The following is a 12,752-nucleotide window of genomic DNA, read 5'->3' as shown; positions in this document are numbered from 1 at the left end:
GTAATTTTAAAATAAAACTTTCTGCCCAAGTGAGGTGCAAGAACTCGGTCGTATTCGATTCGCCATCGGGACAAAACACGAACATGTTTTCGCATCTCCGACTCGATACATTAGGTCTGGCCGTTCTCCAACACATTCAAAATATTAAACTTAATCAATGGGCTACCGGGAAACAGACCCGTCAGCTGCGACAGCGACTGCGACACATTGTCGCACTTCGTGTTTTCTGGTATAAGAAAGGCGAGGTCGCAATGGTGCGCCTCGCCTTTTGTTAAGAAACTGCGAAACTTAGCTGACCCACAGGATAGCTAAATCAATCTCTCTCTGTAGCAGGTCGAGAGTATTGCAAACGGCTTCAAAAGGCAATGTCAGCCAGGCATAGGAGATTAATATGCCATTGAAGTACTCGAGCCCAAGGCTCACATCCAAGCTTGCAGCCAACATCAAATGGCTCTGGCAAAACACGCCACTCAATCAGGCACAGATTGCGGCTCTCCTTGGAGCCCTGAACCAAGGGCGCGTTTCTGAGGTGATCAATGGTCATCGCTTTAAGAATGTTGGACCGCGAAAATTTGAAGGACGGCAAGCATGACCAAAATCCGGGGTAAGCAAGACGGTCCTGGTGGCCGCAATGAACACTACGATATCGGGCGCAGAAAGGATGTACCACGCCGCACAGCTGTGAAGGAAATCAAACAAGGTCTGCATCCTGACGCCCATATCGTGAAGGTTCGCGGACGAGAGTACGTTCGGGACAACCCAGACGGCTCTAAATCGGATAACGTAAACCGCTAAATTTGCGTAAGCGCCTGACCCTGGGTGGGTGCGAAGCGCCCTCCCGTGGGGAGGGTCGGGCGCTGTCCGGCAAAGCCGGACTGGGGTGTTAGACCAAGCCCACCAACACCACCACCCAAGCCACCCCCGTCGCAATCGCGGTGAGCATAACTGCTCCCGACCCGGCATCCTTGGCGCGGCCCGCCAGTGGGTGATGTTCCTCGGAAATGTAATCTACCGCACGCTCAATCGCGGTGTTGAACAGCTCGGCGGCCAGCACCAATATCCCCAGCGCCAGGATCAGCGCGCGCTCGCCAGTCTCCAATGGCAGGACAAATGCCAGCCCCCCGGACACCAGATTGGCCCAGACCCAGCTGCGAAACGAATGTTCATTGCGCCAGGCGTCGATGCATCCGGCCCAGCTCCAGATCACGCGGGAGCGCAGACGTTTGAGAAAATACAGCATGATACCTCCGGGATCGTTGAACAGGGGTTTGGGGTCTCCTGGTGGATCACATCACGGGCCATGCTGACAATGCAACGGTCGGGGCCGCTTGACGATGGCCGGGCGACGCGCCACGGTTGCCACAGCCAACCACTCATGAGGAGAGCCAGCCATGTCCGACGCCCCCATCATCTGCCAAAAAGCCCCCTATCCGGTCGAAGTGACCGAGGGAAAATCCTATTTCTGGTGCGCCTGCGGCAAATCCTCGAAACAGCCGTTTTGCGATGGATCGCACAAAGGCTCAGACTTCGCCCCCGTCAAATTCACTGCCGAGGCAGACAAAAAGATGTTTTTCTGCGGGTGCAAACATTCCGGCAAAAGCCCGCTGTGCGACGGGTCCCACTCCAAACTCTGACATCTGGATATAGGTAACGAGGCACTCCCGCGCCTGCGCGTCCCCGGCTCCGCCGGAGCCTCTGGCAGACTTGGGCGTGGCACCGCGCCTTTGGCGCGGTGCCACGCCCAACGGGAGGAGATCTTTCGCCAGAAAGGTCGACGACGGGCGGGAGCCGCCGCGGTCCTGTCAGTCCCGCAGGGCGTTCAACGCCTCACGATTGGCACAATGTTCAGGAGCTTCGTCCACCGGCCCCGATTGCTGGGCCAACCAGATTTCACATTGTTCACAACAATCTGCAGCCCGGCATTTCGTCAACAGCGCTGCATAGCCCGGCGCATCCAAGCGCCCCTGAGCAATGGCTTCGGAAAAATTCACTCCCATGGTGCGAGCCACGGAACGGTTCAGCCAAAAGTGGCGGTCAATTGGCCCCAACTGGGAGCGCATCAGCATATGTAGAGGACGTGGTTCAAACATTGCTCGGACTTTCAAGTTTGGATTGCAGCTGAACAAAGCGGGATTCGTTTGGACAGACATCGGGGGCTTCGCCAGGATTTCGGGCCCGGTCCAGCCAGTCACCGCAATCGCTGCCCCAGGCACACCCACGACACGCGTGAACCATTTCGGCCCAATCGGCCTGGCTTAACCTGCCATCTGCATGAGCCCGTGCCAGATCAACACCCACATGTTGGCCCATCCGACACATCAGCCGCAAATGGGTCATCGGATCCCCGAGTTTATGCATCTAGCCGCCTCCCTTGCCCCGCTTAGTGGCCTCGGCCGTATCGGCCCAGTTCAAACAATTCCTTGTTGCGGCAATATTGTGGGGTTCCAACCGGGCCATCCTGGTGTGTCGCCAACCAGGATTCACAGTGTCCGGGATTTGAACATTGCGCGCATCGAAGAACGGAATCGGCAATTTCGTCAAAGGGAATCTGGCCGGAAATCACAGCGTCCTGCAGGTCGAGTCCCTGAGCTTCTGCCATTCTGTCCAACAAACCAGCGTGGTGTTTCAGATCTGCGCGATCGGGCACAAGGGTGTTCCTTTGATAAACTGTCGTTGACGACAACTCTAACAAAGGCATGGCCCAGCAGCTTTGACACAGGTCAACCGTGGGTGGTCGGCTCTGTTTGATCCAGATAGGCCCGCACACAATCCTGCACGCGCCTGAACCGATCTCCTCCTAATTTTTTACCACCATACCATCGTGTTACGATGATAATGTGATCCTTCATGTCTTCACGTTCGAGCATCCGCAGGATCACCATCGACGCGCCACTTTCACCGTCATCCGCCTTGAGCGCACCATTGGGCAGGACTGCAGCCCAGCTATTATGCGTGGCCTTGGCATAGGCGCGGTCCGATTTCAGTTCGGCCAGAACCGCATCAATTTCTGCACGGCTGGTCACCCTGGCCCCGGTGACGGCATAGCGGGATCCCCGGTCTGTCAGGATGACTCCCAATCGGGTGAGAGAATCCGGTTTACCCATCGGATCAATTCAACCCGTTGGCCTGGATGGTGCGCTGAACAACCGTGATCCGGTCGCTATTGGGCGGGTGTGACCCCAGAAACCGATCACCCGGATCCGGAAGGCGATAGAAATATTCAACACCCTTGCGCGGGCTATAGCCGGAGCGGGCGGTGATGATTGTTCCCAACTCGTCAGCTTCCAGTTCGTAATTCTTGGAATAGCTGCGCGAGCCAACCACCGCCCCCAACTGCTGTGCATCCAGAATTGTTGACGTGCTGGCCCCAGCCGCAGCCGCAACACCGGCCAGAACCAATGCGCCGACTGTTGCGTCCCGCGCACCGCGCTGCAAATGACCACGAATGTGGTGCGCGGCTTCGTGGGACATCACAAATGCGATCTCGTCCGTGTTACGAAAGCTGGACATCATCGCATGGGTAAAGGTGATGGTCGGGCGCCCCTGTTTGTCCAGGCTCTGATAGGCATTTGGCGGCAGCTTTGGGTCTCGGTCCAGCCGGATCTGAAAATCACAATTCATGCCTCTGGTGCGTTGTGCACACAGGCTTTCGGCCACGGGTTCCACCTGGCGCGACGCCGCTGAAAAGGCCGAAATCGCGGCCGATGTGGACAAGGTCGGGCCGCTGCTCTGGGCCCGCGCAGGCAAAGGTTGCGGTGCCGGGCCAGGTTCCACAGCAACGTCACATCCGGCCATAACCATCAGCATCATCAGAACTTTGCGCATCGCTAACCCCAAAAATTCAGTTGGATTCGGTTAGACTTATCACACACACAGGCCCGAGTTCACCCCCAGCCTGATTTGGCCGCAACAGGGCTTGTGAAACCGCCGATGACATCGCAAGCTGGAGCCATGTTTACCATCGAACACGAATTTGACTCGACCGTGATCACTCTGGTGGATGAAGGGGCTACCCCCCTGCTGGAGGATGTTGTCATCAACTCTTTTGCGGAATGTGTGACGCTGGAGCAGTATGACCCACGCACCGACAAGGTGGTGACCGTCACCTTGTCACCAGAACAATTGCGGGATCTGGCCATGGCGCTGGACCTGCCCGAGGGCGTGTATCAGCTGCGTGAGGCCCCGACGTAGACAAACAGCTTGTCCCGCGCGGTCTGGCCGCGTTTCAGCTCGAGATCAGATCGGGCCACGCCCATGGCGGTGGCCAGCAGCGACTGCACTGCCTCATTGGCCTTGCCGTTCTCGGGCACGACAGTGACTGAGACCCGCAAAACCGACCCGTCACGCACGATGGCATTGCGCGCCGCCCGCGGCGTCACGCGCAGGTGAATTTCAGTGCCCTTGCAGGCCAGTTCCGACAGATCCGGCAGGTCTTTCTTCTTTGGCTTTCCCATATGGTGATTGTGCGCCACTTCTGGCCAATGCACCAGCCGGGTTGATCCCACCCGGCCTGGTCAGGTACCACTGGTCCCACATGCCCCCGGTCCTGTCAGGCCATCCAGCAAAAGCGCCCTCATTATGCCCGATCGCTGACGACCCCCTTGAAATCCCACCATGATTGACCGACATAGGTCACACTTGATGTAAAAGAGTTTAACATATGCCTGATCGCAACCAAGCCGCTCTGGATTTTCTGTTGTCACGCCGGTCCCGCCCCGCCAAAACTCTGGTCGCCCCGGCACCAACCCGCGCGGATCTGGACCCTATTCTGACCGCCGCAGCCCGCAGCCCGGACCATGGCAAGCTGGAACCCTGGCGATTCATTGTCATCCAACAGGGTGCAATGGCGCGCCTGTCGGACCTGACCCGCGAACGCGGCGCGGCTTTGGGCAAAACCGAAGAGGATATTGCCAAGGGCTGTTCGCAATTCGATCAGGGCCTGTTGGCAGTGGCCGTCATCGAAACCCAAATCCCGTCGCCCAAGATCCCAGCCATTGAACAGACCTATTCCGCCGGCGCGGTCTGTCTGGCGCTTTTGAATGCGGCTCTGGCCTCGGGGTGGGGCGCGAATTGGCTGTCCGGTTGGATTTCACATGATCGCGCATTCTGTGAACAGGGGCTGGATCTGGCCGAACACGAACGCATCGCTGGTTTCGTCCACATCGCCACCGAAGGCACCCGCCCACCCGAACGTCCCCGCCCGAATCTCGAGGAGATCATCCAATGGGTTTCGGAATGATCCTTTCGTCCTTTCTCAAAGCTCTGGGCCAGATCGGTGACCCGCGATTTCGTAGGGTTCTGTTTTTGGGAATCGGACTGACATTTGCTTTGCTGATCGCAGCTTATGCCGGGTTTCTGATCCTGATAAATTGGTTTGTCGGCGCTGATGCGACGTTGCCGGTTTTGGGAGAAGTGCATTGGCTGGGCGATTTGCTGAGCATTTCCTCCTTTATCTTCATGATTATCCTGTCAGTTTTTCTGATGGTCCCGGTCGCGTCGGCGATTACGTCGATGTTTTTGGATGAGGTGGCGCAAGCGGTAGAAGACAAACATTATCCCAGCCTGCCCCAGGCGCAAAAGGTGCCCTTTGGCGACGCATTGCGCGATACGGTGAACTTTCTGGGGGTTCTGATCGGAGCCAATCTGTTGGCCTTTATTCTCTATGCCTTTCTTGCACCATTGGCGCTGTTCATCTTTTGGGGGCTGAACGGGTTTCTGTTGGGGCGGGAGTATTTCACACTTGCGGCCATGCGCAGACTGGGCCGTCCCGGTGCCCGCAAACTGCGCAGCCAGCACGCGGGCAAGATCTGGATCGCCGGCATCCTGATGGCGATCCCGCTGTCTGTGCCGCTGTTGAACCTGGTGATCCCGATCCTGGGCGCGGCCACATTCACCCATATTTTCCACGCTGTGAATGGAAGAAACTCGGAACGCTGAACCACATGTCCCTGACACGCAAATGCCCGGAATGTTAGGAACAGTCCGGGCATTTTGTTTTTCTGGAAACCGTTTGGATTGCCGGCGTCAGTCCATCCGACCCAGCCAGTCAAAATCCCGTATCGTAATCCATCCCGACAGGATGATCCCGACAATGACGATCCACAGAACAAAGGAAATGGCTGTGGTAATCCAGGCTTTCTTCTTCAGGTGGTGATGCTCGGGCGCACCCGCATGGGTTCCCGGCTCGATCTTGCCCAGGTCGCCCTGTGTTTGCAGGCGAATGGGTATCACGACCAGAAAGGTCAGGAACCAGATGACAGAGAACAGGACCAGACCTGATGTGATGGACATGACGCGTCTCCCAATTATCCGGGCGGTCTGGCTGACCACCCGGGTCTATAGTTGTTTCAAACCTGTTCCAGTTCCACCAGACACCCGTTGAAATCCTTGGGGTGCAGGAACAGAACCGGTTTGCCGTGGGCCCCGATCTTGGGTTCGCCCGATCCCAGAACCCGGGCCCCGGTTTCCTTGAGGTGGTCGCGCGCGGCGATGATGTCATCGACCTCATAGCAGACATGGTGAATGCCGCCCGACGGGTTCTTTTCCAGGAACCCGTTGATCGGGCTGTTGTCGCCCAGCGGATAAAGCAGTTCGATCTTGGTGTTTGGCAGTTCAATAAAGATGACCGTCACGCCGTGGTCAGGTTCATCCTGGGGCGCGCCCACCTTGGCTCCCAATGCGGTGCTGTATTGGGCGGCTGCGGCCTCGAGGTCCGGAACGGCAATGGCGACGTGATTCAAACGACCAATCATACTCTCTCTCCTGATGTCTTGCGCTATGTCTTGCGTTGGCCCGGTTATGGTCTGGATGCGCCATGGGAACAAGTGCGCCAATGCGCCCGGCCCCATGGTTTCGTGATCTGGTCAGAGAGGATGCTCCTGCTGTTAACCCGGTGTTAGCCATCTCGCTCTAGCCTCGTGTTCAGGAGGCATGACATGGACGAACTGGATCCCTTTGCAACGCCAAATCGGCACCCGACGCCCACCCGCCCACTGTTGGGGCTGACCATTCTGGTTGTCGAGGACAGCCGATACGCATCCGAAGCGATGCGCCTTTTGTGTTTGCGTAGCGGGGCGCGCATCCGACGGGCTGATTGCCTGAAGTCCGCGTATCGGCATCTACAGGTCTATCGACCTGCCGTCATCGTGATTGATCTGGGGCTCCCGGACGGGTCGGGGTTGTCGCTGATCCGTGATCTGGCCGAATCGGTGCCCCGTGTCGGTGTCATTCTGGGCACATCTGGCGAAGACACGGGCGAAACGCTGGCCATGTCGGCCGGTGCTGATGGTTTTCTGGCCAAACCCGTCACCTCGCTGGCCGTTTTTCAACAGGCAGTCCTGACCCGGCTTCCCGCCGAAGACCGGCCTGCCGGGCTGCGTCTGTGTGACGACGAACAGATCGAACCGGATCCCTTGGCCTTTCAGGATGATATGGCCCATGTGGCCGATGTGCTGAATGAATCGCAGGATGACAAGGTCCTGGACTATGTCGCCCAATTTGTCGGTGGGATTGCCCGCAGCGCCGGGGATACGTCATTGGCGGATGCAGCGGCGGGTTTGGCCAGGACCCGGGCCAACGGGGGGCCTGTGGCCTCGGATACGGCCCGCATTGCCGGATTGGTTCAGGAACGTCTTTTGCACCGAAAGGCAATCTGATGTTTGAAATCTTTGTTCTGGCCATCTTTTCCCTGGTTGTCGTGCTCTATGCTCAGGCCAGGGCCGCCGCCCGCGAAATTCGACGCAATCGCAAACTGACCGGAGCGTCCGTGATCAAATGACACGCCGGGCGCAGCCTGCCCAATTGGTGTTACCGCCGAAATGCCCGCCTGTGATCCGGGGTGCTGCCGCGCCAAAGCCACGAGATGGGGCACCGGTTTGCCATAGGGTGTTCGCGGGCTGATGTTCAGCGCAACAGCTTTGGGTTCGCCCCCATGTCCACCCCGGGAAATATCGTGTTCTCCAGGGTGGTTTGGTCCAGACCGGCCACATCCCTCAGAATCCAGGCAACCTGCGCACGCACATCTGCTGTCGGCATCAAATCCCGCCGCGCATATAGATCTGCTTCCTTCAGCCCTGGCCAGTGTCCCTGCACCCTGCCGCCACGGATTGCACCTCCGGCCAGCACCATGGCCCCGCCAGTGCCATGATCGGTGCCGCCAGTGCCATTTTCGCGCACGGTACGGCCGAACTCGGTCAGCGCCACAATCGCCGTCTTGCTCCAAACATCTGGCCCCACCCCGGTCTGCACCTCCAGGATTGTTTCGGCCAACCGCCCCAACGCCGCTCTGAGCCCCGCCTTTTGACGGCTGTGCGTATCCCAACCGTTGATGGAAAAGGACGCCACCCGTGTATCCCTGCGCAACTGTCGGGCGGCAAAAGCTGCTATTTGACGGTGCATCCTGCCCTTTTGGGGCTGTGGAATTGTCATAGGGGCCATCTTTTCATCTATGCCCTCGTCCAACTGATCCGCCAGACGGGTGCCCCCCATCTCTGCACGGGACAGATCCAGCGCTTCGTTCAGCGCGGTATGAAACAATGGATCCTCTTGCATGACCAACCCGGCCAAACGTTCGGCTTGTGGGCTCATCACCAGATTGGCTTCGGGGGACCAGTTGGACACCCCGGCAGGGCCACGCAGCAGCTTCATGTCGTCCCGACCCAACGCAAAGGCCGTCCGCGGTCCGGCACCGGGTACAGTCTGTAACAGCCGGTTCAGCCAGCCGTCCGTGCGACCATCCAATCCGGCCGTGCCCGCTTCTAGCAGATCCTGCCCGTCAAAATGGCTGCGTTTGTCCCGGTAAGGGGTCGATACCGCATGAACAAATCCCAGTTCGGCACGGTCCCAAAGCGGGCGCAACGGCATCAACGCCGGATGCAGCGCATAAAACCCGTCCAGATCGGCTGCGCCCGTTTCAGGTCCACCCTTCAACGTCCGCCTCAGCGCCGCATAATCCGGATCACCGTAAGGCTGTATTACATCCAGGGCATCCATGCCCCCACGCAGGATGATCACCACCAGCCGTGTCTCCCAAGGGGCCGCTGCAAAGGTAACAGGGGTCCACACCGGGCTTGCGGCCAGCGTACACCCCAAACCAGCTGTTTGGCTCAGAAACCGGCGCCGGGACAACCTTTGGGGCATCATTCCACTCCTTCGACTCAATCTAGCGGCGCTGAAACCCCGGGGACATCAGCGTCAGGCCAATAGCATCGGATCGGGTTTCGGCAGATCGCGCCGCAAATTTCACCTGGGCCGTGGCATAGCGGCCCAGAACATTTTGGTGAAACTGCCGTGGATCCGGCAAATCCATGCTCAACTCTGGCGGGGCGGCCATCGCCCAACGAATCCGGGCGGCCAGACCCTGTGGCGTGATCCAGGCACCATCCTCTTCAGGCCAGCCATTTGGCCCGGCCGGTTTCAACCAAGCCTGCCCCATCACCGCCAAAGATGCCATGATCCCACGCGTGATCCGCGTCGGCCTGCCCCCTTGCAGCCGATCAGGAGACACCGCCAAAGCCCGGCAGGCTGATGCCACAAAGGGAAACGGGGGTTTGACGTTCATCAACGGGTCTGCCCAGCTGGATGGATGTTCCAAAAGGGCCGCATAAGTCTGCATCAGATCACCCTGCGTGTCCTGATAGCGACGGGTCAGGTGATCAATCAGCACAGGATCAGGTGTGTCTGACACGAAATGCACGGCCAATTTGGATGCGATGTGGCGCGCTGTCGCCGGATGCATGGCCAGATCGGTCAGCACATCATGGATCGTACCCAGCGCGGGAGTGGCGGCATAGGCTTTGCCCAGGACAGTCTCGGCCCCTGGTTCGGCCATATCCTTGCGGAATATGAAACCTGTCTTGGCGTTTTGTGTCAGGCCGGTGAACAATTCAGCCAATTGACGCACGTCCGATTGGTCATACGGCCCCTCAACGCCCAGCGTGTGCAGTTCCAGAACCTCTCGCGCCAGGTTTTCATTCACCCCTTTTAACCGTCTATTGGTCTGGGCGGCTAGACTGCTGGGACCCACCGATTTGTCCTGATCCAGATAATTCAGCATGATGGGATGCGTCGTTGCGGCAATCAAAAGATCGCTGAAGCGACCCTGGATATGGGGTCGGATTGCGTCTTCGATATAAATGGGTGTCCCATACCGAAACAATCCCGCCTTGCCGATTGCGGTGAAATGGTCGGCCCAGAATGCCACCAGTCGTTCGCGAAATCCCTGTTCCGTCCATGTCCAGCGCAGTATCGACTGGCCAAGCCAGCCGATTTTTGCCTGCCGCGCCTTTTTGCGCAACTTGCCCGCCTGGTGCTGAAACCGCGCGGCCTTGGCTGTGTTCTGGTTTTTCCGGGCTTTGCGCGCGGTTCGTGTGTTCCGCTCAAGCAACAGCTGCCGATTGCGAAAAACGTCGAATGTTTCCAACGGAAACTGCGTCGCCATCACGTCCGGGGCTGCCAATCTGTCCAGAATGTCCAACGCCGATCGTGGTGCCGCCAGATCGGGCGAAAGACCACATCCAAAACGGATTTCCGCCAGTTCAAAAGAAAAACCCATCCGCAGCCCGCTCCGTCAATCCGAATCCAGCGATGCACCCAGACTAACGGGACTGCGCGGGCGCTGCACGCTTTTGACGCACTCTTTCGTCCCGCGCCGGTTTCCGCCCAAAATCGCTTGGGGCTTTGAAACAGAAAACGGCCCGGTCGCCAAACGCCGGGCCGTCTAAAAATAACGCAGTCTGATCCAGTCAGATCAATCCTGCGGGATCAACCGCAGGCCCAGCTCCATCAACTGGTCGGTCATCGGCTCCGAAGGGGCCGACATCATCAGGTCTTCGGCGCGCTGGTTCATCGGGAACATGATGACTTCGCGGATGTTGGCCGTGTCGGCCAACAGCATGACGATGCGGTCGATCCCGGCCGCACAGCCACCATGCGGCGGCGCGCCGAACTGAAACGCGTTAACCATGCCGCCAAAGCGTTTTTCGACTTCGTCCTTGCCATAACCGGCGATTTCAAAGGCCTTGAACATGATTTCGGGACGGTGGTTCCGGATCGCACCGCTGACCAGCTCGTACCCGTTGCAGGCCAGGTCATACTGATACCCCAGAACGTCGAGTGGGTTGCCGTTCAGCGCGTCCATGCCACCCTGGGGCATCGAGAACGGGTTGTGTTCAAAATCGATCTTGCCGGTTTCTTCGTCCGCTTCGTAGATCGGGAAATCGACGATCCAGGCAAAGGCGAATCGATTGGTATCTGTAAGCCCCAATTCGTCGCCAATGACTGTGCGGGCACGCCCGGCCACGGATTCAAACGCTTTGGGTTTGCCACCCAGGAAAAACGCCGCATCGCCCACGTCCAGACCCAGCTGCTGACGGATCGCTTCTGTGCGCTCGGGACCGATGTTCTTGGCCAGCGGTCCCGCCGCTTCGTTGCCCAGAACGATCTCGCCAGATTTGATCAGCGCATTGACGTCCTTGACCGTGATGCCGCGTTCCTGCGCAATGGAATCTGCCGATTGCTTGCGCCAGAAGATATAGCCCATGCCGGGCAGACCTTCTGCCTGAGCAAATTTGTTCATCCGATCGCAGAATTTGCGCGATCCACCTGTTGGGGCGGGAATGGCGCGCACTTCGGTGCCTTCGTTTTCCAGCAGGCTGGCAAAGATGGCAAAGCCGGAACCACGGAAATGTTCGGAACAATCCTGCATCTTGATCGGGTTGCGCAGGTCGGGTTTGTCGGTGCCATACCATTTGGCAGCGTCCTTGTAGGAGATCTGCTCCCAGTCGGTATCGACCTTGCGACCACCGCCGAACTCTTCGAACACGCCCTGCAGCACCGGCTGGATGGTGTCGAATACATCCTGCTGGGTGACAAACGACATTTCGAGGTCAAGCTGGTAGAAATCGGTGGGCGAACGGTCGGCGCGCGGGTCTTCGTCGCGGAAACACGGCGCGATCTGAAAGTATTTGTCAAAGCCCGACACCATCATCAGCTGTTTGAACTGCTGCGGGGCCTGCGGCAGCGCATAGAATTTTCCCGGGTGCAGACGCGAGGGCACCAGAAAGTCACGCGCGCCTTCGGGGCTGGAAGCGGTGATGATCGGGGTCTGGTATTCGCGGAATTCGCGGTCCCACATGCGCTTGCGCATCGAGGCAACCACATCCGAACGCAGGGTCATGTTGGCCTGCATCTTTTCCCGGCGCAGATCGAGATACCGATACCGCAGACGGGTTTCTTCGGGGTATTCCTGATCGCCAAACACCATCAGCGGCAGCTCTTCGGAAGCCCCCAGGACTTCCAGCTCACGCACGTATACTTCGATTTCGCCGGTGGGCAGTTTCGGGTTCACCAGATCGGCGGCGCGTGCCTTGACGGTACCGTCGATGCGGATACACCATTCGGAGCGGACCTTTTCCAGATCGGCAAAGGCGGGGCTGTCGCCATCACACAACACCTGGGTAATGCCGTAATGGTCGCGCAGGTCGATGAACAGAACGCCGCCGTGATCACGGACCCGATGGACCCAACCGGACAGGCGAACGGTTTCGCCGACATTGGCGGCGGTCAGAGCGGCGCAGGTATGGCTGCGATAAGCGTGCATGGATCAGATCCCTTCGGGCGTCAAAACGGTTCGCGCCGATACACCGTGCCGGGCCGGGGAAGTCAAGGGGAGAGAGCTCTGTGCCCTCTCTGGTCGTCGGGTTTTTTGGATTTCACCGGATTTGAGGGGGCCAGCCCCCTCTGCGCCTGCGGCG

At 58.6% G+C, this 12,752-nt stretch carries 20 protein-coding genes; 8 read left to right on the top strand and 12 right to left on the bottom strand.

Going from position 1 to position 12,752, the window contains the following annotated elements:
• Window positions 1–391: 391 nt before the first annotated feature.
• Complete coding sequence (locus QEZ52_RS08540; protein WP_406649440.1) at window positions 392–592, top strand: hypothetical protein; 201 nt, start codon at window positions 392–394, stop codon at window positions 590–592.
• Window positions 589–795, top strand: coding sequence for a DUF3892 domain-containing protein (locus QEZ52_RS08535; protein ID WP_406649439.1), 207 nt, complete (start codon window positions 589–591; stop codon window positions 793–795). The genes QEZ52_RS08540 and QEZ52_RS08535 overlap by 4 nt, the downstream gene beginning before the upstream one ends.
• 88 nt (window positions 796–883) lie before the next feature.
• On the opposite strand, the gene QEZ52_RS08530 is transcribed toward QEZ52_RS08535, so the two are convergent.
• On the bottom strand, window positions 884–1,240 hold the full coding sequence (locus QEZ52_RS08530; RefSeq protein WP_406649438.1) for a diacylglycerol kinase: 357 nt from the start codon (window positions 1,238–1,240) through the stop codon (window positions 884–886).
• 151 nt (window positions 1,241–1,391) lie between these two features.
• On the opposite strand from QEZ52_RS08530, the gene QEZ52_RS08525 reads away from it, so the two are divergent.
• Window positions 1,392–1,634: a CDGSH iron-sulfur domain-containing protein gene (locus QEZ52_RS08525; RefSeq protein ID WP_406649437.1), complete on the top strand. Its 243-nt coding sequence runs from the start codon at window positions 1,392–1,394 to the stop codon at window positions 1,632–1,634.
• 168 nt (window positions 1,635–1,802) lie between these two features.
• Here QEZ52_RS08525 and QEZ52_RS08520 read toward each other — a convergent pair whose 3' ends face one another.
• The 5 genes from QEZ52_RS08520 to QEZ52_RS08500 are packed head-to-tail and all read right to left on the bottom strand — an operon-like array spanning window position 1,803 to window position 3,825.
• Window positions 1,803–2,060 carry a DUF6455 family protein gene (locus QEZ52_RS08520; RefSeq protein ID WP_406650394.1) on the bottom strand — a complete coding sequence of 86 codons (258 nt, stop codon included), beginning with the start codon at window positions 2,058–2,060 and terminating at the stop codon, window positions 1,803–1,805.
• Between the two features lie 22 nt (window positions 2,061–2,082).
• Window positions 2,083–2,358 (bottom strand): DUF6455 family protein, encoded by a 276-nt coding sequence (locus QEZ52_RS08515; RefSeq protein WP_406649435.1) that lies wholly within the window; start codon window positions 2,356–2,358, stop codon window positions 2,083–2,085.
• Between the two features lie 22 nt (window positions 2,359–2,380).
• Complete coding sequence (locus QEZ52_RS08510) at window positions 2,381–2,698, bottom strand: DUF6455 family protein (protein ID WP_406649434.1); 318 nt, start codon at window positions 2,696–2,698, stop codon at window positions 2,381–2,383.
• Between the two features lie 22 nt (window positions 2,699–2,720).
• Window positions 2,721–3,104 carry a YigZ family protein gene (locus QEZ52_RS08505; RefSeq protein ID WP_406649433.1) on the bottom strand — a complete coding sequence of 128 codons (384 nt, stop codon included), beginning with the start codon at window positions 3,102–3,104 and terminating at the stop codon, window positions 2,721–2,723.
• Window positions 3,105–3,108: 4 nt separating this feature from the next.
• Window positions 3,109–3,825: a M48 family metallopeptidase gene (locus tag QEZ52_RS08500; protein ID WP_406649432.1), complete on the bottom strand. Its 717-nt coding sequence runs from the start codon at window positions 3,823–3,825 to the stop codon at window positions 3,109–3,111.
• 126 nt (window positions 3,826–3,951) lie between these two features.
• On the opposite strand from QEZ52_RS08500, the gene QEZ52_RS08495 reads away from it, so the two are divergent.
• Window positions 3,952–4,191, top strand: coding sequence for a hypothetical protein (locus QEZ52_RS08495; protein ID WP_406650391.1), 240 nt, complete (start codon window positions 3,952–3,954; stop codon window positions 4,189–4,191).
• Here the strand turns inward: QEZ52_RS08495 and QEZ52_RS08490 are convergent.
• The gene (locus QEZ52_RS08490; protein WP_406649431.1) at window positions 4,167–4,454 is read right to left on the bottom strand and encodes a DUF167 domain-containing protein; all 288 of its coding nucleotides are present in this window, start codon (window positions 4,452–4,454) and stop codon (window positions 4,167–4,169) included. The genes QEZ52_RS08495 and QEZ52_RS08490 overlap by 25 nt on opposite strands.
• 206 nt (window positions 4,455–4,660) lie before the next feature.
• On the opposite strand from QEZ52_RS08490, the gene QEZ52_RS08485 reads away from it, so the two are divergent.
• Window positions 4,661–5,239, top strand: coding sequence for a nitroreductase family protein (locus QEZ52_RS08485; protein WP_406649430.1), 579 nt, complete (start codon window positions 4,661–4,663; stop codon window positions 5,237–5,239).
• Window positions 5,236–5,937, top strand: a complete 702-nt coding sequence (locus QEZ52_RS08480) for an EI24 domain-containing protein (protein ID WP_406650388.1) — start codon at window positions 5,236–5,238, stop codon at window positions 5,935–5,937. Before QEZ52_RS08485 ends, QEZ52_RS08480 begins: the two co-directional genes overlap by 4 nt.
• A gap of 87 nt (window positions 5,938–6,024) precedes the next feature.
• Here the strand turns inward: QEZ52_RS08480 and QEZ52_RS08475 are convergent, their stop codons facing one another.
• On the bottom strand, window positions 6,025–6,291 hold the full coding sequence (locus tag QEZ52_RS08475) for a DUF1467 family protein (RefSeq protein WP_406649429.1): 267 nt from the start codon (window positions 6,289–6,291) through the stop codon (window positions 6,025–6,027).
• A 56-nt stretch (window positions 6,292–6,347) separates the two neighbouring features.
• Window positions 6,348–6,752 (bottom strand): methylmalonyl-CoA epimerase, encoded by a 405-nt coding sequence (gene mce, locus QEZ52_RS08470; RefSeq protein ID WP_406649428.1) that lies wholly within the window; start codon window positions 6,750–6,752, stop codon window positions 6,348–6,350.
• 183 nt (window positions 6,753–6,935) lie between these two features.
• Between mce and QEZ52_RS08465 the strand changes: the two genes are divergently transcribed.
• Both QEZ52_RS08465 and QEZ52_RS08460 read left to right on the top strand, forming a co-directional pair.
• Window positions 6,936–7,655 carry a response regulator gene (locus tag QEZ52_RS08465; protein WP_406649427.1) on the top strand — a complete coding sequence of 240 codons (720 nt, stop codon included), beginning with the start codon at window positions 6,936–6,938 and terminating at the stop codon, window positions 7,653–7,655.
• Window positions 7,655–7,777, top strand: a complete 123-nt coding sequence (locus QEZ52_RS08460; protein WP_406649426.1) for a hypothetical protein — start codon at window positions 7,655–7,657, stop codon at window positions 7,775–7,777. The genes QEZ52_RS08465 and QEZ52_RS08460 overlap by 1 nt, the downstream gene beginning before the upstream one ends.
• Before the next feature lie 125 nt (window positions 7,778–7,902).
• On the opposite strand, the gene QEZ52_RS08455 is transcribed toward QEZ52_RS08460, so the two are convergent.
• The 3 genes from QEZ52_RS08455 to aspS form a co-directional block, all read right to left on the bottom strand.
• Window positions 7,903–9,138 carry a DUF1501 domain-containing protein gene (locus QEZ52_RS08455; RefSeq protein ID WP_406650386.1) on the bottom strand — a complete coding sequence of 412 codons (1,236 nt, stop codon included), beginning with the start codon at window positions 9,136–9,138 and terminating at the stop codon, window positions 7,903–7,905.
• A 22-nt stretch (window positions 9,139–9,160) separates the two neighbouring features.
• Window positions 9,161–10,552 (bottom strand): DUF1800 family protein, encoded by a 1,392-nt coding sequence (locus QEZ52_RS08450; RefSeq protein WP_406649425.1) that lies wholly within the window; start codon window positions 10,550–10,552, stop codon window positions 9,161–9,163.
• Between the two features lie 195 nt (window positions 10,553–10,747).
• Window positions 10,748–12,598, bottom strand: coding sequence for an aspartate--tRNA ligase (gene aspS / locus QEZ52_RS08445; protein ID WP_406649424.1), 1,851 nt, complete (start codon window positions 12,596–12,598; stop codon window positions 10,748–10,750).
• Window positions 12,599–12,752: the final 154 nt, after the last annotated feature.

Source organism: Aliisedimentitalea scapharcae, from assembly GCF_045277565.1.
GTDB lineage: Bacteria > Pseudomonadota > Alphaproteobacteria > Rhodobacterales > Rhodobacteraceae > Aliisedimentitalea > Aliisedimentitalea scapharcae.
This window is presented reverse-complemented; position numbering and strand designations above follow the sequence as displayed.

Excerpts from the sequence above, each read along its gene's own strand:
- QEZ52_RS08535 (WP_406649439.1), top strand. The coding sequence starts at position 589 with ATGACCAAAATCCGGGGTAAGCAAGACGGTCCTGGTGGCCGCAATGAA.
- QEZ52_RS08475 (WP_406649429.1), bottom strand. The coding sequence starts at position 6,291 with ATGTCCATCACATCAGGTCTGGTCCTGTTCTCTGTCATCTGGTTCCTG.
- QEZ52_RS08490 (WP_406649431.1), bottom strand. The coding sequence starts at position 4,454 with ATGGGAAAGCCAAAGAAGAAAGACCTGCCGGATCTGTCGGAACTGGCC.
- QEZ52_RS08520 (WP_406650394.1), bottom strand. The coding sequence starts at position 2,060 with ATGCGCTCCCAGTTGGGGCCAATTGACCGCCACTTTTGGCTGAACCGT.
- QEZ52_RS08455 (WP_406650386.1), bottom strand. The coding sequence starts at position 9,138 with ATGCCCCAAAGGTTGTCCCGGCGCCGGTTTCTGAGCCAAACAGCTGGT.
- QEZ52_RS08540 (WP_406649440.1), top strand. The coding sequence starts at position 392 with ATGCCATTGAAGTACTCGAGCCCAAGGCTCACATCCAAGCTTGCAGCC.
- QEZ52_RS08485 (WP_406649430.1), top strand. The coding sequence starts at position 4,661 with ATGCCTGATCGCAACCAAGCCGCTCTGGATTTTCTGTTGTCACGCCGG.
- QEZ52_RS08480 (WP_406650388.1), top strand. The coding sequence starts at position 5,236 with ATGATCCTTTCGTCCTTTCTCAAAGCTCTGGGCCAGATCGGTGACCCG.
- QEZ52_RS08495 (WP_406650391.1), top strand. The coding sequence starts at position 3,952 with ATGTTTACCATCGAACACGAATTTGACTCGACCGTGATCACTCTGGTG.
- QEZ52_RS08500 (WP_406649432.1), bottom strand. The coding sequence starts at position 3,825 with ATGCGCAAAGTTCTGATGATGCTGATGGTTATGGCCGGATGTGACGTT.
- QEZ52_RS08530 (WP_406649438.1), bottom strand. The coding sequence starts at position 1,240 with ATGCTGTATTTTCTCAAACGTCTGCGCTCCCGCGTGATCTGGAGCTGG.
- QEZ52_RS08525 (WP_406649437.1), top strand. The coding sequence starts at position 1,392 with ATGTCCGACGCCCCCATCATCTGCCAAAAAGCCCCCTATCCGGTCGAA.
- mce (WP_406649428.1), bottom strand. The coding sequence starts at position 6,752 with ATGATTGGTCGTTTGAATCACGTCGCCATTGCCGTTCCGGACCTCGAG.
- QEZ52_RS08450 (WP_406649425.1), bottom strand. The coding sequence starts at position 10,552 with ATGGGTTTTTCTTTTGAACTGGCGGAAATCCGTTTTGGATGTGGTCTT.
- QEZ52_RS08460 (WP_406649426.1), top strand. The coding sequence starts at position 7,655 with ATGTTTGAAATCTTTGTTCTGGCCATCTTTTCCCTGGTTGTCGTGCTC.
- QEZ52_RS08505 (WP_406649433.1), bottom strand. The coding sequence starts at position 3,104 with ATGGGTAAACCGGATTCTCTCACCCGATTGGGAGTCATCCTGACAGAC.
- QEZ52_RS08465 (WP_406649427.1), top strand. The coding sequence starts at position 6,936 with ATGGACGAACTGGATCCCTTTGCAACGCCAAATCGGCACCCGACGCCC.
- QEZ52_RS08510 (WP_406649434.1), bottom strand. The coding sequence starts at position 2,698 with ATGCCTTTGTTAGAGTTGTCGTCAACGACAGTTTATCAAAGGAACACC.
- aspS (WP_406649424.1), bottom strand. The coding sequence starts at position 12,598 with ATGCACGCTTATCGCAGCCATACCTGCGCCGCTCTGACCGCCGCCAAT.
- QEZ52_RS08515 (WP_406649435.1), bottom strand. The coding sequence starts at position 2,358 with ATGCATAAACTCGGGGATCCGATGACCCATTTGCGGCTGATGTGTCGG.